The sequence below is a fragment of the Anaerospora hongkongensis genome, from assembly GCF_004339805.1.
Lineage (GTDB): Bacteria > Bacillota > Negativicutes > Sporomusales > DSM-15969 > Anaerospora > Anaerospora hongkongensis.
Window position 1 is genome coordinate 32,491 of record NZ_SLUI01000004.1, and the last position, 18,789, is coordinate 51,279.

Here is an 18,789-nt window from a genome sequence, read left to right on the forward strand (position 1 = left end):
TTAATAAAAACCTCCTGAATTTTTGAAGTATCATACGGATTCAGGAGGTAGAACTTAACATGTATTTGAAAGGATGAATATATTGATAGTTAAGACGATAAAACATGTGGCAATTTATTTACGTAAGTCTCTGGATGATGGAGAATATGAAGACGTATTGGCCAAGCATCGAGATATGTTGACTTCTTGTGGAAAGTAAGGGATGGAGCTATGTAATCTTAGAAGAGATTGCTTCTGGTGAATCGATTATTAAAAGACCGCAAATGCAAATTTTACTCAGTCAGGTAGAGGATGGCTGTTACGATGGCGTGGTCGTAGTAGACTTTGACCGGCTAAGTCGTGGCAGCTATGCTGACCTGGGGATGATTGAGGAAGCTTTTAAATCTACAGGGACATTAATCATTACTCCCCAGAGAACGTACGATCTAGAAGATGACAGTGACGAAATGACAATTGGTATTAAATCCTTTGTTTCCAAAGAAGAATATAAACTAATCAAAAAGCGATTGCGGGACGGGAAGATCAACGGAGCTAGAAAAGGGATGTGGACAAGCGGTCAGCCATCATTTCCCTATTACTATGATCGATTGAACAAAAGCGTTTTGGTAGACGAAACAAAACGATATTACTATCGGGAAATGGTTGAACGCTTTATTAATGGTGCGGGTTTAACGGAAATTGCAGACTGGTTAACAGAGCATTTGCCCAGGCAGCGAAAAAATACAATGGGGAAGCAGAAAAAATGGTCGCTGGTTGTTGTAAAGCGTATTTTAAGTAGTGAAGTGCATCTCGGCTATGTGATTTTTGGTAAGCATAAAAGGAAAAGGGGGATTAGACAGGTAGTGCCGCAAGAGCAATGGATCAAGAGTAAAGGGAAGCATGAGCCATTAAAGACCGAAGAAGAACATAAAAAGATTATGGCAAGGTTAGCATTATCTAAAGAGCAAAATACAAAGAATCGAGAAGTATTGCCTTTATCAGGTATGTTGTATTGTGAGCAATGCGGATCTCGAATGATAATTAAGACGGTTATATACAAAAACGGCAAGAAATGCTGGTATGCAGATTGTTCTGGCCGGCAAGCAGATAAAAGTTGTAATCAAAAAAGCAGCGTGTTGAATGAAGACTTCTTTGCTGGACTGTATCAGCGAGTGTTGCACGTTGATGATAATATTCAATGGCAGATGCATGAGCAAAACAGAGCGTTAACGAAATATAAGCAATTATTAGCTGTTAAAGAAAAAGAACTAGAAAAGCATAAGCAAGCGGTTGATAGGCTATATGAAATGCGGGAAGAAGATAATATTGATAAAATATCATTTGTTGAACGTAAAACTGTACGGGATGAGCAGATTCAAGCTTTAAAGAAGGAAATTGGTAATTTGCGGCTGATTATTCAGGAACAAAAAGATATGCCTTCGCTAGACAAGCTGAGGCAGCAGATAAAAGTATTTAAGGAAAGGTGGCGTTATATAGAGAGTGTGCAAGAGCAGAATAGGCTGTTGAAACGGGTTGTAGGTAAGATTACGTATCACAGGGAAGCCAATAATGTATATTTGGGGATTCAGTATAACTAAATGATTTTAGAAATAATGAAAGCTCCTGCCAGTTAACTCACCCCGGCAGGAGCTTTTTAAAATTAGGTAAATTGATAATTAGATCACAATAAACTGTTATCCCCACGAACGGCCGAATAGTTGCTCACCATTCGTACTTAACTTGAGAACAGCATTTTTATTTAAAATCGATTGTGACGCCTTGGTATAGGAATCTTGTTTATCCAAGGCTATAATTACCTGCTTTTTTTGATTTTCGTATAATTCAAGTATTTTTTCAATAGCCTCATCTGAAATTTGTTTGAGTAATACAGAATCATGTACAAGTAATGGAAGCTTTGTTAAGGCCAAGACAGATAAATCGAATACAATTAGTCCCTTATAAGCAATACCTGTTCCTGTGTCGTCCGGCGTAAAAAAAGTATACTTGTTTTCTCCGAACTTTAATATAGGAGCATTGTAAGTACCTGAATATATTGTGTTGTTAATTTGCTCCATTTTACTATTCATTTCTTTTTCAAGACATGCAAATTGTTCGATTTCGACTGTTTTCAAGCGCTCATTATCTTCTTTTTCAGTCTGTTTCAATTGTGTCAGTTTAGAGTAAGAGTCATTTTGCTCTTTTAGAACACGAATTTGTCTTTGAAGGTCTGCATGCCTGGACAAGATTGTCTTTGATAATTTAGGGTTTTGAATTAAATTTTCTAATTGTAGTTCATATTCTGAGATAACTAACGAAATATCTGTAACTTCTTTTTGTAATCGTCTTTTTTCAGATTGAAGTTCAGTTGAAAATACAGATGAAATTTGCCTATGAAACGTTTCAACTTCTGATAAGGCAGCTAAATTAGTGTCAGGGAAGAACTTTTTTAGTTTATTAAAATCATCGGTTGCAGTCGAAAAACGATATGAAAGATTTTCTTCGATCACCTTTAATTTTGCAGTTATACTGCTCCTTTGCCTCCTGGCTCTGGAAAGCAGTTGCTTAATTCTGATTGCTTCATCGGATAGTTCAGCATCCAAATCAGTAAAACCTTTTTCTAATCCTACAGCTATCTGTTCAATTTCCGTTGTAAGGACTTCTATTTCCTTGATATTGTAATCAACTTGCCGCTTTGTGACACTAGCTACAAAATGATGCTTTTGAGCCTTTTTAAATGTATCTACAGCTTCTTTTGAAATATTATGCTGCTTTTCAAGATTATGAATAGACATATATAAATCAAAGAGTTTTAAAAGAGCATAACTAGCTTTTTGGGATTTCTCATTACTTGCGGCATGTAATGGTTGCTTTTCATTTAAATTTTCCTTACCATAAACTCGGATATAACGCCCAACTGCATCACGAAAAGATAAATAAGGTAATTCTAGCTCATATTTCTTATTGAGCCAGGTACAATATTCATCAAGTGCTAATTCTTCTTCTTTTTTATAAGTATTGTTACACTTCCAAACTTTTTGGTGATCTAATGTATCTCTTATAAACCAAAACTGTTTTTCCTCAAATACAAAAGAAAAATAAATATCATGATGGCCTACACTTCGTATAATATCTGTTGCATGTGCATATGTATTTCCACCGAATACGAAATCTACAATCATTAAAAATGATGATTTTCCAATAGAATTATTACCAGTTGTTGTGCCAAGAACCGTATTTAGGCCACTATGGAATTCTATTCTTTGTTGGCGAAATTCGTTGCAAATTATTTCAAATAACATAAGTTATCCTCCCGGTTTTAGAGTTAAACGATATTCGCTTAAGAGCATATAAACACACTAATGTTTCGATATAATCTCCTATGTCCTCAAAATTTGCTTTTGTTTTTTCATATAACTCAAACGGAGAAATGTCACGTTTTATAGTGATTTCTAAAATTATATCTAACTTTCCAATCGTACTCTCTTTATATGATATAACTTTATTTGGGAATCTCATGAAATACCTCACAATTCTGTACAAAAAAAGATGTTATTGCTTCGCATGCCGAACGACATGTATTTGTTGTTTTTCTACCGATCCAGGAATTCATTGCTTCAAAAATTTCATTTTTATTTGCACCTGTATTATTCATTTTCTGAAAGGCCGCACGTATCTGCATACTAAGTACTTCAAAATCAAAGTTACTGGTTCTTTCTAAAGTACGAAATAGCTCGTGTATATATGTAAAATACGTTGTTACATATCCATTAACTTTTATTTTTAATAAAACTTCATTAGGATAAAACTTATTTGCCAAAGGAACTGCTAAATAGTTTAAATCTGTAAATTCATTTTCAGATAGGGCGACAATTTTATTAATAATTTCTTCAATTTCAGTTTCTAATCCTAAAGTCATAGTCGAAGCATGTAATGTTGATTTTAGGAGCAATGCTTTTTTAATATCTGCTAGATGAGAGTATTCTTCGGATGTTGTATGGTAGTCTTGGGTACCATGACAATCTTTGCAGAGAGCAATGCGATTTTCGAATGACTCCGAATTATTGCCTAATCGTTCCAACCCATTGAGTACCGCTGACTGTTCTTTAGTAGGTTTATTAGGATAGATGTGTGCAATTTGAAACTTTTTTTCTCGTAACTTTTTTTGTGAACGCGCTTGTAACTCTTTTCCACACAGCGGACAATGATTGTCAACTTCCAAAAGAAAAAGTCTAAGTTCAGCGTCAGTAGGGTCTTTCCTTTCCTGCAAATAACTATCTACAGATATATCTTGGTTTTGCTCCATCATTTATGCTCCCTTCCGCTATTTATGAGTGGCTGAATAGAATCTATAAAGTTTCATGAGTATTAAGACTATTTACACTATACGACTTTTTTCCGGATTTAACAATGCTGCATTAAGGGGGGGCTGAGCTATTGCTTCATTAGAATAAATGCATATCCAATTTTGGTTTACTTAAATGACAGATGTCCTATTCCAAGGATGCAATAATATTGAATATGAAAAATATGTATTGGATGATAGAATATGTTATTTGAAGGGTTACATAATAGGATAAAAGCCAGGAGGCCACAAATGTGTTCCAATCTGGCTTTTATAGTCTAAATAATAATTATAGTATGGATTAAATAACGTTTTTCAAGGCCTTGGCAAGTTAATGCTTTATATTTAATCTAGTTTTCGCCAGCTGTCTTCCCAGAAGCCACCTATTTTACAATATTGTCGCTGGTATTTGGCTTCTTCAAAATTGATTACTAATTTACTTTGAGCATTTGGGAAAGCTCTATTGAGTTTGTCTTCTAAAATTTCTTGCTCTGTTTTAGAAATGTCGCCTTGGAGTTTCAGACAGTATGTTATTCGAGAGACTTCTTCCCTAGCCATTGAAATGCTAGTATGGTGCTTGTTGGGATTGTTGCCCGAATAGTTGTCCCAAGCTTTTTCTAGTCGTTCAATGTTTACTTTAGCTTTTTCAAGGTCTGCAAGGGTATAGTTCATATATTTACCTCCTGAGATTTTAAGAGAGATTACTGAAAGGTGGGCCAGCCACAGTTTATTCCTATTATTTTGTTTAGGTTGAAATCCTTCTTTCATAAGGATTTCAGATAGTTGTTTTGATTTAATTATTGATTGCAAAGTTAACGACTTTATATATCAAGATCATCGAAAGGATATTCCATAGTTGGACAAACTCAGGTAGAGGATAGAAGTGTTCAAACAAAATAGCGGTATTATGAAAGTGTGCAGGGACGGAATAGGCTGCTGAAGAGGATTGTAGGCAAGATTATATATAATCGAGAATCCAATAATGTGTATTTGAGGATTCAATATAATTGAATTGTTAGTTCACATAAAAAGATCCTGTTATATTCGTGTAAATATAGCAGGATCTTTTTGTTTATAAACAAATTTTTTATAAAAAAGAGTAAAAGTGCTCGCATTGGATTAAAAGCTGACCGGTATAACACAGGATCTATTACAAAGGTTGACGAAAAAGAAACGGTCCATTCATTCATTAAAAATGAAATAAATGCTAAACTTCATATCTTATGCTGAAATTCTAGTTATAATAGATTTAATGTAATTTAATTGAGAAATATCAAAATGATTTATAAGATGCCATTTAAAATCATCTTTATCAAACTTACTTGTTATTATAGATCGAATGTAACTATAAAGACTATCAATTAGGAATTTACCACAAATTAAATTATAATAATTGTTTCCGTTGATTTGTTCATAGTTATTTGCAATCTCAGATATTTTTTTCTCCGCATCACTATCTAGTTCCAGAATAAATTCCCAGTATTGCTGATACGCGCCATCACTCCGTTCAAATCCTGTTTTATAGTCAATAAATAAATAGGCTGATCTTTTGACTGACTCATTAGATGGGAAATACTTTTTAACAAAACAATAACAAAGAAAAAGCTTTGAAGCTTGTTCGACAATAGTGTCTTTCCAGAAGCAAAAGTTTATTTTATTTTTTACCACACTATCAAAACATCTTAATCTCCCTTTAGCAAATTGAGTACACGCGTTTTCGTCTAAAAAATAGTTTTCAATATTATACGTTTCCAAATATATAAAACACGGATCATTAATCAATTCGTCTGGATTAATATATCGATCAAAATCTCCATCTACAATATAGAAGTTTTTTATTAGAGAGTTTCCTGGAGTTTCAGATCCAAACTCCTCGTAACGTCGCCTTACGTTAGATTTTCCTCCCAACGCAAATATGGTAGATATTGAATATTGATCTCCCAATAAACGTTTAAAGATAGTTTCATATTCGTATTCCTTACCGGCATCTTCTACAAATATATTTATATCATTTAATTCTTGATAGTATAAATATCGGGTGGCAGATGCTTCGGAAGAATACACTAATTCATCTTCTGAAGCATTCATTTTCTTGTTCACCTACTTCTACTTCTATGTATTGCTTTTCCAGTTTGTACATTTTACTTCTATTTCGTCCTATAATCTCAGGGGAATGAGTAGCAAAAACTAATTGAATGTTTTTATTTATATTAAGTGTTTTTTCGACAAATATTTTCTGCCACGACAAATGAAGGGAAAGTTCTGGCTCGTCAACTACAAAAATTCCGGAAGTGCCACTTTTTACATTGAAAATCAAGTTTGCAAAGAACGTGATTAGCTGCTTCTCACCAGAAGAAAGATGTTGGATACTAATAGGGTTTGTGCAATATTTCGTTGTAAAAAAAACCGTTCCCATAGAATTTATTTTGATTTCTTTGCCATCTTCTCCATTCCCAACGAAGTCATTCATGGTTTTAAGGAAAACCTCAATTGGCTTTCGTGCAATAGATTTACGCTGCTCCATCTTTTCTGCAAGTGTAATGAGATTTTTAATTTTAGAAATCTCTTGAAATTTCCAAAAGAAGTCTAATTTAAAGCCTTTAAGACTGTTGGTCTGGAAAACCTTAAACTCTTCGATAAAACCTGCAAAAAAATTAGTGTAATTTTCCTCTTCAGTTTTGTTAATAAGATCAAGTTCTTTAAGCATTTTTATGTATGCTGTTTTAGTTTTTTGAAGGGTAGACACTGTATTTCGCTGTTTGATTACAGCTTCAATTAGTTCGTCATCATTATATTTTCGATTAACTTCTAAAAGTGACTTAAAAATATCGTTTCTAAAAGTATCACTAATCTTTGTGATAGTAGAGTTTATACGTGAATAATTGTAGTTGATTAGTGTTTCTATCTGCATCATAGCAAGATCCCTAGTCTCTGAATGTGTATAAGAAGAATCAGCGCTTAAAGACATGCGAGTTTTATATCTACGCGTAAAAAAAGAATTGTCATCGTAATCGTATAACACAGATGAACGATTTAATGGTAAGTAAACATAATTAAATGTGTTTTTAATTTTAATTAGAAACTCATATCGATTAAAATAATAATTAATAATATCCCTTGAGTTTCTTTCTGAGAGTCGCAGTTCTTCACCGCCATTAGCATTATTAAATTTATATTCTTCACCATCAAATTTAATAGATAAATTCTCTTTATTATAAACAATTTGAATGTACTTTATTTCCTCTAAATTTGAGCTTGAAGCATATCTTAATTCAATTTTTTTAAATGTATAATCAAATAGCTTAAAAAGCTGCCCCGTTATAATTGCTTCTGTAATATTTAATATCGTTGTTTTACCACAGCCATTTGCACCATAAATAAAAGTAACGTCAGTGTTAAAAATTATATTATAATTATAACAGTCATACAATTTTTGGATTGTCAAATCTAATAATTTCATGGTTTTCCCCCTCATAAAGTCCTCCTTTATCTTAACACGCTCTTTATATTATTACCATATTTTACATTGCTTATTATATTTTGCTTGTCCGCTCAATAGACCATAAGGAGCGAAATGATAAAATATAAATAGAGAAGGGGACTTATCAGATGTCCTACAGTCGTAGAAGATGTAGTGAGTGGAAAAGTAAAATGCAATTTGTAATAAGCATGAGGTGCTCCTTATGACAAAAGTAGCAGCTGTCAGAGCTGATTTAGTGGACAATTATTTGGAACATGTTCAACAAATAGCGAAAAGTATCGGTAAGATATTCATGTTGGATACTGGAGAAGGAAATGATTTGGAAGATGAAGCTTCTGGATGGTATATTGAAGATTTAAGTGGATGGCTAATTGAACCTTCTGAAATAATACATTTTATAGCCGCGAGGGAGTCAGATATGCACTACAAAAACTTTGCCGATTCGTACGTGTTAGCAAAATGGTGCAAGACAGCATCTGGGACTATTGACATAGATTTTAAGTATTATAAAAATATCTAAAGCGAATATATTAGTCGAGGGACGGTTCCGCGAATAATATATTTGATTACGAAATTGTTTCGATAATATAGGCTCCACTGTATTCAATAATTGGTGCTAATTATGTGATTTGCATCGATATTATTAATAAGAATCTTTATAAGAGCCAGATACTCAGAGTATAGGCAAAGGAGGTGCTACACTCATGACAAAAGTAGCAGCCGTCAAAGCTGATTCCTACGATCCACATATAGTCGGACAAGCTATATCAGACTTACTTACCCATTTAGGCGGTATGTCGCAGTTTGTTAACCCTGGTGATAGAGTATTAGTGAAGCCAAACATGCTGGAGGCGGTGGAAAAGGGTCTCTGTGTAACTACCCATCCAGAAGTGGTTAAAGCTGTTATCCGTGAGGTGCGGCAAGCTGGCGCGGTACCGGTGGTGGGGGATTCACCAGGGACAAGTACAACGGTGAAGGCTGCTGAAAAGTGCGGCATTCTGGCCGTTTCGCCAGGAAGAGCAGGTTGAACTGGTGCCCTTTGAAGAGACTGCTGAGGTTGCTTTTCCTGAGGGAATAAATTTGAAAAAGTTTACGGTTGCCCGGCGTTTGACAGAGGTCGATAAGGTTATTTCGCTTGCGAAGATGAAGACGCATACTTTTATGGGGACCACAGGGGCCACGAAGAATTTATTTGGCTTTATTGTAGGTATGCAGAAAGCCCAATTTCATTTGCGCATGCAAGCACGCCGGGAGTTTGCGGCTATGCTTATTGATTTGGCAAATTGCGTAAAGCCGGTTTTGTCTATCGTTGATGGGATTGAAGGCATGGAAGGCAACGGGCCGCGCAATGGGAACCCGGTAAAGGCCGGACTGCTGCTGGCTGGGGCAAACTGTTTTGCTGTAGACGTAGTCATGGCAGAATTAATGGGCTTTCGGGCGGAAATACTGCCGGTGACGGCGCTTGCCTTGCAGCGAGGGCTGACACCGGCCTTTCAGGAGGTTGAGCTGATTGGTAATGGCCGTGAGATTAGGTGCAAGTTCGTGGAACCGCGCAGCCTGCAGTCGCTGGAGGACCGGATACCGAAATGGCTGGCGGCCTTTGGCCGCAGTCAGTTAACTGCCCGGCCCGAGATCAGGGAAACCTGTATTGGCTGCGGGCGCTGTGCCAGACATTGCCCACCGCAGGCTATGACCTTGGCAGGAGGCCGGGTTGAAATTGACTATCAAAAATGTATTCGCTGTTACTGCTGTCAGGAGCTTTGTCCCTGTGATGCTGTACAGCTTGAGGATAGCTTTTTGCTTACGATGGTCAAACAGATCGGTAAACTTCGCTAATTTGTTCTTGCATAACCCCCCTGGGGGGATGTAATATATAAGGAGTGGTATAGTGCATAATCATATGCATGCTCATCAGAAGCAAGTCGTTAACCGGCTGGCTAGAATAGAAGGCCATGTTAGAGCAATCAAGCAGATGTCTGCAGAAGGGCGGGATTGTCCGGAGGTTTTACTGCAAATTGCGGCAGTGAGAAAAGCGCTGGATAACACGGCAAAGCTCATTTTGAAGGATCATCTGGAACATTGCTTGATTCATGCGGTTAATGAAGGTGAGCAGGAGAAATTTTTGAAAAACCTACAGGATGCTATAGACCACTATATCCGATGATAGGGGGTCGAAATCATGCGGGCATTGCTGGTAACCTTGGCTTTGCTGGCAGCTCCGTCTGTGGCGTTTGCGCACACCGGATCAGTCTTCAAAACAGCAATAAGCTTTGTGCCGATGCTGGTGATAGTTGCCTCAATTCTGTTTAATCGCTTCACCGAATTAATTAAAAAGATTTTTTATTGGAAGAAACGCAATGAATAAAGTAGGGACCTAATTCGCAATGAAGTGAATAGGCAATAGGTAACGTGAATTTATTGACAGCAAAACGTTAGTGTGCTAACATCGTACTATTAATTTACCCGTGCTATGACGAGCAGATGGGGGCACTATATGGATAATCTAGGCGCTTTAATTCGCAAACAGCGTAAACATAACGGCGTTACTTTGAAACAATTAGCAGAGAAAACTAAACTTTCTATTAGTTTTTTAAGCGAAATTGAACGGGGTGTAGCTAAACCTTCGATGGATTCGTTGCGTAAAATTGCCCAGTCCTTGAGCATTAGCTTGTTGAGTTTTACTGATTCGCAGGACTCTCAGGGGGCTAATCCGATGAGACTGGCTAATATGCCTAATCAGGTGATAAGGAGCAAATACATAAACACTGCCAAAGTTGTTCGGGCCGGTCAACGCAAGAAGCTGGGGTACCCTGATCGTCCCGGCTACTACGAACTGCTGACTCCTGATTTTAACCGTGAATTGGAAGTGTTGTATGTCAAATTAGATCCGGGCTTTGAAACAGGTCCTGAACCAATTATCGACCCACCAGGAGAAAAGTTTATTCTGGTGATGAAGGGGCATTATCAAATTACCATCAGCGGAGAAATCCATATATTAAATGCCGGAGACAGCATTTCTTATCCGGCAGATGCGCCTGTCTTTTTTAAATGTTTGTCTGATTACCCGACTGAGCTGATTTTAGTTTTAACACCACCGGGATTTTAAATCAATAAAAAACCTCTTACAGTGAATGCTGTAAGAGGTTTTTTTGTTAATTTATTATACATTTTTCTGCGTAATTACGTTGACAACGTAATTATAGCGTGTTAATATCTAAATTAATAAAATATTTACGTATTTTAAAGTATTCAGAAATTTTAATAGTCCAACGGTATCGCATAAATAACAGCAGGTGAGGAAGGAGAGCGGATTCCTGCTGAAGGCAAAAGCCAGTAAGGAAAAGGAGATAAAAAATGAAAATAATTGATTTAGCGGTTACGATTGAGAATCAAACGCCCTGTGACCCGCCATATATGGCAACAGAGATTGACTACTGGGAACACGGCAAAGGCGCTAAACAAATAAAGGATGTTTTTGTAGGCGCTACCGACACTGATTTACCGCAGGGATTAGGTTGGGCAATAGAATACGTTAGGTTAACAACCCATAGTGGAACGCATCTTGATGCTCCGTGGCATTACCATCCGACTATGGATAAGGGAAGACCGGCGCGCACTATTGATCAGGCACCCTTAGAATGGTGCCTGTCTGATGGGGTTGTTGTTGATTTTAGTGATAAGCCAGATGGTTATCGTGTAACAGCAGAGGACTTTGCGAAGTATTTTCAAGCAATAGGATATTGTTTAAAACCGCTGGATATTGTGCTAGTTCGTTCTGGTGCGGCCAAATATTGGGGGACAGCTGAGTATTTGGTGCGAGGCTGCGGTATGAGCCGGGACGCAACCTTATGGCTGCTAGAACAAGGTATAAAGATTGTAGGTACTGATGCCTGGAGCTGGGACCGGCCGTTAGGGCTGATTGCTGAAGAGTTTGCTCGCACGAAGGATGCCTCTATCATTTGGGAAGGCCATTTTGCGGGTATTGAAAAAGAATACTACCATATGGAGAAAATGACGAATTTAGATCAACTGCCTCCCTATGGTTTTCAAGTAGCTTGCTTCCCTATAAAAATTAAAGCGGCAAGTGCCGGTTGGGTTCGTCCTGTAGCTATCCTCCCAGATTTGATCATTCCTGAGTGTGAATAAATCAATAAAAAGGGGCTGTTGGTAGTGGCGAAACTGGATGTAAAATGGCATGTCCTTATAGGTGGTTTCCTGAGTTATACCTTTGATGCTATGGATATTGTACTGCTAGCCGTAGCGTTGCCCGCTATTATTAAAGACTTAGGACTATCCATGACAGAAGCAGGCTTATTAGGGACTGCGACTTTGTTGGGAGTAGGAATTAGCAGCATTATTGTCGGCTGGTATGCAGATAATTATGGCAGAAGAAAATCGTTGTTGTGGAGCTTGGTGAGTTTTGGTGTTTTGACGGCGGCAATTGCTTTTACCAGCAGTTGGGCCGAGGTGCTGATCCTGCGTTTTCTAGCCGGTCTGGGTTTGGGTGGAGTTTGGGGAATTGCTGCTGCCTACATTAATGAGACGTGGCCAGTGTCACAACGTGGGAGAGCTGCAGCTTTTGTATTGAGTTCTTTCCCGGCTGGAGCAGGCATAGCGTCCTTCCTGGCCGCGATTATATTACCCTATTATGGCTGGAGGGTTCTATTTCTTACAGGAGCAGGCGCTATTCTGGCAGCAGTGTATATTTACTTTTTTGTTCCCGAGTCGGAGGTTTGGAAACAGCAAAAGGCTAAGCGGTTAGAGGAAGGTGGAGGGCAAAGTACAGTCTCAATTTCCGAAATATTCTCACAAGGGTTGTTGGGAAATACGCTTTTCGGTACTGCAGCAGCTAGCTTTGCCTTAATGGCATATTGGGGATCTACTACTTGGCTTCCGACTTTTTTGGTAAAAGAACGGGGATTGGATATGACGACAATGGCGATGTTTATGGTCATCCTCAACATCGGCATGTTTGTCGGGTACAATATCTTTGGGTATTTAGCGGATAAAATTGGACGGAAAAAAGCGCTGATACTTTCTTTTATTGGCACTACAATTACATTGCCTATTTATGTATTTACAACAAATACGACAGCGCTGCTTTGGCTTGGACCTGTATACGCGTTCTTTATCTCTTTTGCGGGGCTGTTTGGCTCTTATTTTGCTGAGTTATATCCGACAAGGGTACGTACGATAGGCGCAGGCTTCTGTTTCAATGTTGGACGTGGCCTGTCCGCACTTGCTCCTTTTATATTGGGTCATATTGCGGCAAAGTATAGTTTGGCTGCAGGAATTAGCTTATGTGCCGGCTTTTTCTTCCTGGCAGCGGTTACCATGATGTTTTTGCCGGAAACACAGGCAACAAAGAAGAGTTTTGCGGTGAATGAAGCTGAGTCGAATTAACTAACTGAGGTGAGGAAAATGGAGAAAGTAATGATTACTGTAGCCACCACTGGTGCGTGGCCAGGAAAAAAGGATAATCCCAATATACCGCTTACGCCGATAGAGATTGCTAATGATGTATATGATTGCTGGCAAGCGGGAGCTGCAATTGCCCACTTGCATATGAGGGATGATCAAGGGAAAGGTACGATGGACAAGGATAAGTTCCGGGAAACGGTTGAGCTTATTCGCAGTAAATGCAACATTGTTATCAACTGCACGACCTCAGGCGATTTGAATGCAACTGACGAGACCCGAATGGCCCATTTGATTGAGCTAAAGCCTGAAATGGCTTCTTACGATGCTGGTTCTATGAACTGGATGCACAGCGGTCTTTTTCTCAATCCGCCAGCCTTTTTAGAAAAATTAGGCATTGTTATGCAAGAAAATAACGTAAAGCCGGAAATTGAAATATTTGATGCCGGTATGATTTATAACTCCTTTTATTATCAGAAGAAAGGTGTCCTGAAAGCGCCAATCCATTACCAATTTGTATTGGGAGCTGCCGGCGGTACAGCAGCAACAGTAGAAAACCTTGTTTACCTCAAAGGCCTTATTCCGGCTGAGTCAACGTGGTCAGCCCTGGGGATTGGCAGCGGTCATGTTCCCATCATGCTGGCGGCTATCGCAATGGGCGGCCATGTGCGGGTTGGCATGGAAGATAATGTGTATTATGCTAAAGGACGCTTAGCTAAGTCTAATGCCGAGCTGGTGGCCCGGACAGCCCGGATCATTCGCGATAGCAACAAGGAAGTAGCTAGCGCTGATGAAGCACGTTTGATCCTTGGTCTTAGCAAGTAATTAGTAAGGCTAAAATTAAGAAAAAGACGTAGAACACGTTGTTCTGCGCCTTTTTTATTGCAGCTATTTGCATAATTGAGCGTAAATACGACTGAACTGCACATACTAACTGGGAAAAATTACATGCGTGCAGGAGGGACTCAGTTTGAGCGAATTAATTAATAATCGGGAGCAGCGTAAAAAAGTACTCCGTGAGATCATCACTGACCTCCATGATGGGAAACCGTTAGCTGCCGTTAAGGCCCGTTTTGATGGAGTGGTCAAGGATTTAGCACCCGGTGAATTGTCGGCAGTGGAACAATCATTGATTGATGAAGGCTTACCTATCACTGAAGTACAAAGATTATGTGATGTTCATTCAGCCGTATTCCGGGATGCCTTGGAGAAATCTCCGGATATGCCGGTCACTTCAGGTCATCCGGTTTATACCTTTCAACAGGAAAACCGTGCCCTGGAAAAACTAATCAATAGTGAAATCAAGCCATTACTAAGCGAATTGCGGCGAGCACCAGCAGATAAACAGAAAGCCATTGCTTTGAGCATTACCGAAAGGCTTAATTTGCTGTGGGATATCGACAAGCATTACAGCCGTAAGGAAAACTTGCTTTTTCCCTACTTAGAGAAGTACGGCATTACCGCACCGCCACAGGTTATGTGGGGCGTCGATGATGAGATAAGAACTCAGCTGAAAGAGACTAAAAAATTAGCTGCAGCCTATCAGTCTGACTTGCAGGGGGATCTAATCAGCAAAGCGGAAGATGCATTGGAACGCATCAATGAAATGATCTTTAAAGAGGAAAAAATCCTCTTGCCAATGGCATTAGAAACGCTTGCTGAAGATGAGTGGCATCAGATTTTGATGGATAGTGATGAGATTGGCTATTGCCTAATTGAGCCCGATATAGGCTGGAAGCCTGTCAAGAGTTCGGCAGATTCTGTTGGGATGCATACCGAAACAGGCAGAGGCAGCTCAATAAAAATGAATACCGGTGTACTTTCTATCAATGAATTAGAGCTGATTTTCAGTCACTTACCGGTAGACCTTACTTTTGTTGATAAGCATGATACAGTGAAGTTCTTTTCGGCAACGAAAGACCGCATCTTCCCGCGTACGCGCACCATTATCGGCCGTAAGGTAGAGAACTGCCACCCACCGGCCAGTGTGCACATTGTGGATCAATTGGTAGCGGATTTCAAGTCAGGCAAGAAGGAGCAGGAGGATTTTTGGATTCCGATGGGAGAAAAATATGTTTTGATCCGGTATTTTGCTGTCCGTAATGAGCAGGGAGAGTACCAGGGGACTTTGGAAGTAACCCAGGATATTGCCGAGCTGCAAAAAATAACCGGCGAGAAGCGGATTGCCGATTAGGCATATGATAAGAAAAAAGGACTGCATGCGGGGTTGCATGCAGTCCTTTCTTTAGCGCTTAATTGCGGCAATATCCTCATACAGCTCAATGACTGGTTTCTCGGCCAGCAGGCCGGGGATTGTTGCAAACAGCTCTTTTAAATAGGGCGTAGTGCTGTGATGGTTCAGGGCGGCTTTATCGGCATATTTCTCGTAGAACATAAACTTACCGGTTTGTTTTTCGGAGCGGTGCAGGATGTACTGGACGGTGCCTTGCTCCGTTTCTACCTGTGGCAACACCGATTTTAACGCCGTTTCCAGCTCCTGCTCTTTGCCTGGTTTAGCCTGCAGGGTGGCGATTAATACTACCATCCGAATAAGCCTCCTTTATTTTACGTCAAAGATTTTGCCGGGATTTAATATATTATTAGGATCAAGCGCCTTTTTTATTGCTCGCATCATTTCCAGCTGGACCGGGTCTGTGTACTTTTCCATCAAATCTTTTTTCTTGTAGCCAATTCCGTGCTCGCCGGAAAGTTTACCGCCCAGGGGGTAAACAAAATCAAAGATATCCTGATGAATATCAGCGAGTTTCTGCTGCCAACGATCTTCCGGGATGTCACCTTGCAGAATGGAAATGTGAATATTGCCGTCTCCGGCATGACTGACAAAGCGGGTTACTGCCTGGTGCTTCTCGCAAATATCTGCCATAGTGTGCATGGCAAGCGGCAGCTTATCGAGTGGCACGACAATATCCTCGTTACTGTGGATCAATGTTTCATGACGGAAGGCCTCGGCAGCTGATTTGCGGGCCCGCCAGATTTTCTGGGGATCGGGCATCATGACGGCCAGCGCCCCATTGGCCATACAGATTTCATCAATTGCGACCGCGAAGTCTTCCAGCTCGTCGATGTTGTTTCCTTCCAGCTGGATGATGAGATAATGCCCGTTATCACTGTGGGGCAGCTTTTCATTCAGGAAGTTTTCTACGCTCTGAATGGCGGTATTGTCCATGAATTCAATACAGGTAGGCGTGGTGACTTCTTTGATGATCTTAGATACCATGGCGATCGGTGTATGAATATCCGTAAAAACGGCTAACAAATCCATGGAGTTTTGGGGCAGGGGAATTAATTTCAGGGTGAGCTGGGTAATAATGCCCAGTGTGCCTTCCGAGCCGATAAGCAGCTGGTCAAGATTGTAGCCGGTACTGCTTTTGGCCAGGCGGCCGCCCAAGGTGGTAATGGCCCCTTGGGGAGTCACAACTTCCATTTCATAGATTTGGTGACGGGTGGTACCGTATTTTACCGCTTTATTTCCGCCAGCATTTGTGGCAGCATTGCCGCCGATAAAACAGCTGTCGCCGCTGCAGGGATCGCCGGCGTAGAACAAGCCTGCTGCCTTGGCGGTTTGCTGCACTTCTTCGGTACGGACTCCGGCTTGAACGGTAATGTACATATTCTCCGTGTCAACCTTGATAATCTGGTTTAACTTTTCCAGGGACAGGACGATGCCGCCATACAGAGACACTGCTCCACAGGCAAGACCTGTACCTGCTCCGCGGGGAACTACGGAAATTAACTCCCGGTTTGCCAGGCGCAGGACCTCGGCCACCTCTTCCGTACTGGCTGGAAAAACAACAACTTCCGGTGCATGGTGGTAGTGGGGATCAGTTACTTCATCGTGGCTATAGACAACAAGTTTATCCGCATCGGTGATCACATTTTTTTCACCAAGCAGCTGTTTAAGTTCATTGATAATTGCAGTAGTTACGGGCTGATAAGTAGACAAAACACAGGACCTCCTCAAGGATAGTAAAGAATATTGTATACAGTATAACATAATGCATTGACTTTTTCTATTGAAATTAAGATATATCTGTATCTGCAGGGGAGATGGTTGTCTTTGTGTGGCTGCCTGTCAGGAGGCGGTTTGTTGTTCGCCTTTCGCCAGCATTACCCTAAGAATAACTTTGTCCGTTTCGATCATGCCGGGGTTGCTGATTTTACCTAAATTGCGGATGGTTTCCTCTATTGTTGACGCGATAATGCCGTTGGTGCTGGGCACGATGATTTGCCGTTGTGCTAACAGGGCACTTTCCACGGCAGCTGCAGCAGCCGTGGAGAGCTTAAGCGCACAGCCTACTTTGCCGCCGTCGCAAATCATACCGGTAAGATTGGCAATGACATTTTTCATTGCCGCTTCAATTTTTACAATATCTTCACCCAGCAGCCAGGTAATTGCGGCACTGGCGCCGGTCGCGGCAGCGACTGCGCAGCCGCACAGCGCTGACAGGCTGCCGGTGTGGATTTTGATATAAATGGTGACTAAATGGCTGATGGCAATCGCCTGTGACAGGCGTTCCCTGGAACAATTCATTCTTTCGGCTACCGCATACACCGGTAAAATAACGGTTATGCCGTGATTGCCGCTGCCGGCGCTGCTCATGATCGGAACGGTTTCACCGGACATACGTACGTCCGCGGCAGCGGCTGTCAGGCGTTTGGCGTAGTTGATGATATCATCTGCCACGATGCCCTGGGCCTGCATTTCAGCAAATACATTACCGATACCCATCCCCAGCTGTCTCGTGCTGCCTAACCGGGCAGCGGCCAGGTTCATCTCAACGCCATCCAGCAAAAATGCCAGCTCTTGGCTGGGAATCTGTTCAACTGCAGCGATCAAGCCGGCAATGGTGATATCGCCGCGCAAAATCTGCCGGTTGTCTACCGTCTCACGGGCAGAATCAGTCAGTTTGCTGAATAAGACCTCACCATTACGTTCAATGCTGATAATATTGGTATGATGGTCTGCGATAATGACCCGGCTCCAGTCAACACCTGTTTTTACGAGCGCGCATATCCACAAATTGCTTTTGTCGTCATCTACCGTAATCCGGACGCGGCCCTCAGACAGCAGCTGCCGTGCGCCAGCTAATTCTTCCGGTGAAACGGCAGCCAGTACGGATAAGCGTTGCTCCGGCTGCTGTTTGATTGCTCCTAAGGCAGCAGCGATTTCCAGGCCGGTGCTGCCCGTTCCGGGTATCCCGACTGCCATACCATTTTTATAAATGTTGGCATTGACAACGATTTCTATGGAATCAACCGGTTTATTGAGCACCTTGCCTGCCTGCGCGGCAGCCAGTGCCACTGCGCCCGGCTCGGTACAACCCATAGCGGGGATTACTTCCGCTTTCAATAGAGTAATCAATAGTCTGCTATCCATCGCTTTCCCTCCTCTTTACCAATGCTAATGCAAATCCTGTGCCAGGTGATTTTTCAGCGGATAATGGGCCTGAAATCGTTTTTATCAAGAAAACGGTGATAAATTTATCGCATCGTGATAAATTTATCACCGTTTTGCCTTTGGAATGAGTAAACAGACTTCGATTCCTGT

The 18,789-nt window shown here is 40.7% G+C and carries 20 protein-coding genes; 11 read left to right on the forward strand and 9 right to left on the reverse strand.

The window, feature by feature from the left end:
- Positions 1-188: 188 nt before the first annotated feature.
- Positions 189-1,577, forward strand: a complete 1,389-nt coding sequence (locus tag EV210_RS06650) for a recombinase family protein (protein WP_132077494.1) — start codon at positions 189-191, stop codon at positions 1,575-1,577.
- A 96-nt stretch (positions 1,578-1,673) separates the two neighbouring features.
- On the opposite strand, the gene EV210_RS06655 is transcribed toward EV210_RS06650, so the two are convergent.
- The 6 genes from EV210_RS06655 to EV210_RS06675 form a co-directional block, all read right to left on the reverse strand.
- On the reverse strand, positions 1,674-3,278 hold the full coding sequence (locus tag EV210_RS06655; protein WP_132077497.1) for a DUF2326 domain-containing protein: 1,605 nt from the start codon (positions 3,276-3,278) through the stop codon (positions 1,674-1,676).
- A complete protein-coding gene (locus EV210_RS23445) occupies positions 3,268-3,495 on the reverse strand; it encodes an ABC-three component system middle component 7 (RefSeq protein ID WP_424218035.1) in 228 nt (75 codons plus the stop codon). Before EV210_RS23445 ends, EV210_RS06655 begins: the two co-directional genes overlap by 11 nt.
- Positions 3,479-4,285 carry an ABC-three component system protein gene (locus tag EV210_RS06660; protein ID WP_132077500.1) on the reverse strand — a complete coding sequence of 269 codons (807 nt, stop codon included), beginning with the start codon at positions 4,283-4,285 and terminating at the stop codon, positions 3,479-3,481. Before EV210_RS06660 ends, EV210_RS23445 begins: the two co-directional genes overlap by 17 nt.
- 381 nt (positions 4,286-4,666) lie before the next feature.
- A complete protein-coding gene (locus EV210_RS06665) occupies positions 4,667-4,993 on the reverse strand; it encodes a hypothetical protein (protein WP_132077503.1) in 327 nt (108 codons plus the stop codon).
- A gap of 549 nt (positions 4,994-5,542) precedes the next feature.
- Positions 5,543-6,409: a DUF4435 domain-containing protein gene (locus EV210_RS06670; protein ID WP_132077506.1), complete on the reverse strand. Its 867-nt coding sequence runs from the start codon at positions 6,407-6,409 to the stop codon at positions 5,543-5,545.
- Positions 6,390-7,781, reverse strand: coding sequence for an AAA family ATPase (locus EV210_RS06675; protein ID WP_165898820.1), 1,392 nt, complete (start codon positions 7,779-7,781; stop codon positions 6,390-6,392). The genes EV210_RS06670 and EV210_RS06675 overlap by 20 nt, the downstream gene beginning before the upstream one ends.
- A 223-nt stretch (positions 7,782-8,004) precedes the next feature.
- Here EV210_RS06675 and EV210_RS06680 point away from each other — a divergent pair, with 223 nt between their 5' ends.
- The 10 genes from EV210_RS06680 to EV210_RS06725 all read left to right on the forward strand — a co-directional run bounded on the left by EV210_RS06680 (position 8,005) and on the right by EV210_RS06725 (position 15,414).
- Complete coding sequence (locus EV210_RS06680) at positions 8,005-8,322, forward strand: hypothetical protein (protein WP_132077512.1); 318 nt, start codon at positions 8,005-8,007, stop codon at positions 8,320-8,322.
- 184 nt (positions 8,323-8,506) lie between these two features.
- A complete protein-coding gene (locus tag EV210_RS23295; RefSeq protein WP_132077515.1) occupies positions 8,507-8,830 on the forward strand; it encodes a DUF362 domain-containing protein in 324 nt (107 codons plus the stop codon).
- Between the two features lie 4 nt (positions 8,831-8,834).
- Complete coding sequence (locus EV210_RS23300; RefSeq protein ID WP_132077518.1) at positions 8,835-9,638, forward strand: DUF362 domain-containing protein; 804 nt, start codon at positions 8,835-8,837, stop codon at positions 9,636-9,638.
- Positions 9,639-9,690: 52 nt separating this feature from the next.
- The gene (locus EV210_RS06695; protein WP_132077521.1) at positions 9,691-9,966 is read left to right on the forward strand and encodes a metal-sensing transcriptional repressor; all 276 of its coding nucleotides are present in this window, start codon (positions 9,691-9,693) and stop codon (positions 9,964-9,966) included.
- A gap of 15 nt (positions 9,967-9,981) precedes the next feature.
- Positions 9,982-10,167, forward strand: coding sequence for a hypothetical protein (locus EV210_RS06700; RefSeq protein WP_132077524.1), 186 nt, complete (start codon positions 9,982-9,984; stop codon positions 10,165-10,167).
- Positions 10,168-10,296: 129 nt separating this feature from the next.
- Positions 10,297-10,908 carry a helix-turn-helix domain-containing protein gene (locus EV210_RS06705; RefSeq protein WP_165898821.1) on the forward strand — a complete coding sequence of 204 codons (612 nt, stop codon included), beginning with the start codon at positions 10,297-10,299 and terminating at the stop codon, positions 10,906-10,908.
- 248 nt (positions 10,909-11,156) lie between these two features.
- Positions 11,157-11,948 (forward strand): cyclase family protein, encoded by a 792-nt coding sequence (locus tag EV210_RS06710; RefSeq protein ID WP_132077530.1) that lies wholly within the window; start codon positions 11,157-11,159, stop codon positions 11,946-11,948.
- Between the two features lie 24 nt (positions 11,949-11,972).
- Complete coding sequence (locus tag EV210_RS06715; protein WP_207900674.1) at positions 11,973-13,205, forward strand: MFS transporter; 1,233 nt, start codon at positions 11,973-11,975, stop codon at positions 13,203-13,205.
- A gap of 18 nt (positions 13,206-13,223) precedes the next feature.
- The gene (locus tag EV210_RS06720) at positions 13,224-14,045 is read left to right on the forward strand and encodes a beta-keto acid cleavage family enzyme (RefSeq protein ID WP_132077533.1); all 822 of its coding nucleotides are present in this window, start codon (positions 13,224-13,226) and stop codon (positions 14,043-14,045) included.
- A 145-nt stretch (positions 14,046-14,190) separates the two neighbouring features.
- Positions 14,191-15,414, forward strand: a complete 1,224-nt coding sequence (locus EV210_RS06725; RefSeq protein WP_132077536.1) for a DUF438 domain-containing protein — start codon at positions 14,191-14,193, stop codon at positions 15,412-15,414.
- Between the two features lie 51 nt (positions 15,415-15,465).
- On the opposite strand, the gene EV210_RS06730 is transcribed toward EV210_RS06725, so the two are convergent.
- The 3 genes from EV210_RS06730 to EV210_RS06740 all read right to left on the reverse strand — a co-directional run bounded on the left by EV210_RS06730 (position 15,466) and on the right by EV210_RS06740 (position 18,618).
- Positions 15,466-15,765 carry a putative quinol monooxygenase gene (locus EV210_RS06730; protein WP_132077539.1) on the reverse strand — a complete coding sequence of 100 codons (300 nt, stop codon included), beginning with the start codon at positions 15,763-15,765 and terminating at the stop codon, positions 15,466-15,468.
- Between the two features lie 15 nt (positions 15,766-15,780).
- Complete coding sequence (locus EV210_RS06735; RefSeq protein ID WP_207900675.1) at positions 15,781-17,184, reverse strand: FAD-binding oxidoreductase; 1,404 nt, start codon at positions 17,182-17,184, stop codon at positions 15,781-15,783.
- A 129-nt stretch (positions 17,185-17,313) separates the two neighbouring features.
- Positions 17,314-18,618 carry an L-cysteine desulfidase family protein gene (locus EV210_RS06740; protein WP_132077545.1) on the reverse strand — a complete coding sequence of 435 codons (1,305 nt, stop codon included), beginning with the start codon at positions 18,616-18,618 and terminating at the stop codon, positions 17,314-17,316.
- Positions 18,619-18,789 lie beyond the last annotated feature (171 nt).

What these genes read in the sequence shown, in the direction of transcription:
- EV210_RS06655 (WP_132077497.1), bottom strand. Translation starts at nt 3,278, where the DNA reads ATGTTATTTGAAATAATTTGCAACGAATTTCGCCAACAAAGAATAGAA.
- EV210_RS23445 (WP_424218035.1), bottom strand. Translation starts at nt 3,495, where the DNA reads ATGAGATTCCCAAATAAAGTTATATCATATAAAGAGAGTACGATTGGA.
- EV210_RS06660 (WP_132077500.1), bottom strand. Translation starts at nt 4,285, where the DNA reads ATGATGGAGCAAAACCAAGATATATCTGTAGATAGTTATTTGCAGGAA.
- EV210_RS06665 (WP_132077503.1), bottom strand. Translation starts at nt 4,993, where the DNA reads ATGAACTATACCCTTGCAGACCTTGAAAAAGCTAAAGTAAACATTGAA.
- EV210_RS06670 (WP_132077506.1), bottom strand. Translation starts at nt 6,409, where the DNA reads ATGAATGCTTCAGAAGATGAATTAGTGTATTCTTCCGAAGCATCTGCC.
- EV210_RS06675 (WP_165898820.1), bottom strand. Translation starts at nt 7,781, where the DNA reads ATGAAATTATTAGATTTGACAATCCAAAAATTGTATGACTGTTATAAT.
- EV210_RS06680 (WP_132077512.1), top strand. Translation starts at nt 8,005, where the DNA reads ATGACAAAAGTAGCAGCTGTCAGAGCTGATTTAGTGGACAATTATTTG.
- EV210_RS23295 (WP_132077515.1), top strand. Translation starts at nt 8,507, where the DNA reads ATGACAAAAGTAGCAGCCGTCAAAGCTGATTCCTACGATCCACATATA.
- EV210_RS06700 (WP_132077524.1), top strand. Translation starts at nt 9,982, where the DNA reads ATGCGGGCATTGCTGGTAACCTTGGCTTTGCTGGCAGCTCCGTCTGTG.
- EV210_RS06705 (WP_165898821.1), top strand. Translation starts at nt 10,297, where the DNA reads ATGGATAATCTAGGCGCTTTAATTCGCAAACAGCGTAAACATAACGGC.
- EV210_RS06710 (WP_132077530.1), top strand. Translation starts at nt 11,157, where the DNA reads ATGAAAATAATTGATTTAGCGGTTACGATTGAGAATCAAACGCCCTGT.
- EV210_RS06720 (WP_132077533.1), top strand. Translation starts at nt 13,224, where the DNA reads ATGGAGAAAGTAATGATTACTGTAGCCACCACTGGTGCGTGGCCAGGA.
- EV210_RS06730 (WP_132077539.1), bottom strand. Translation starts at nt 15,765, where the DNA reads ATGGTAGTATTAATCGCCACCCTGCAGGCTAAACCAGGCAAAGAGCAG.
- EV210_RS06740 (WP_132077545.1), bottom strand. Translation starts at nt 18,618, where the DNA reads ATGGATAGCAGACTATTGATTACTCTATTGAAAGCGGAAGTAATCCCC.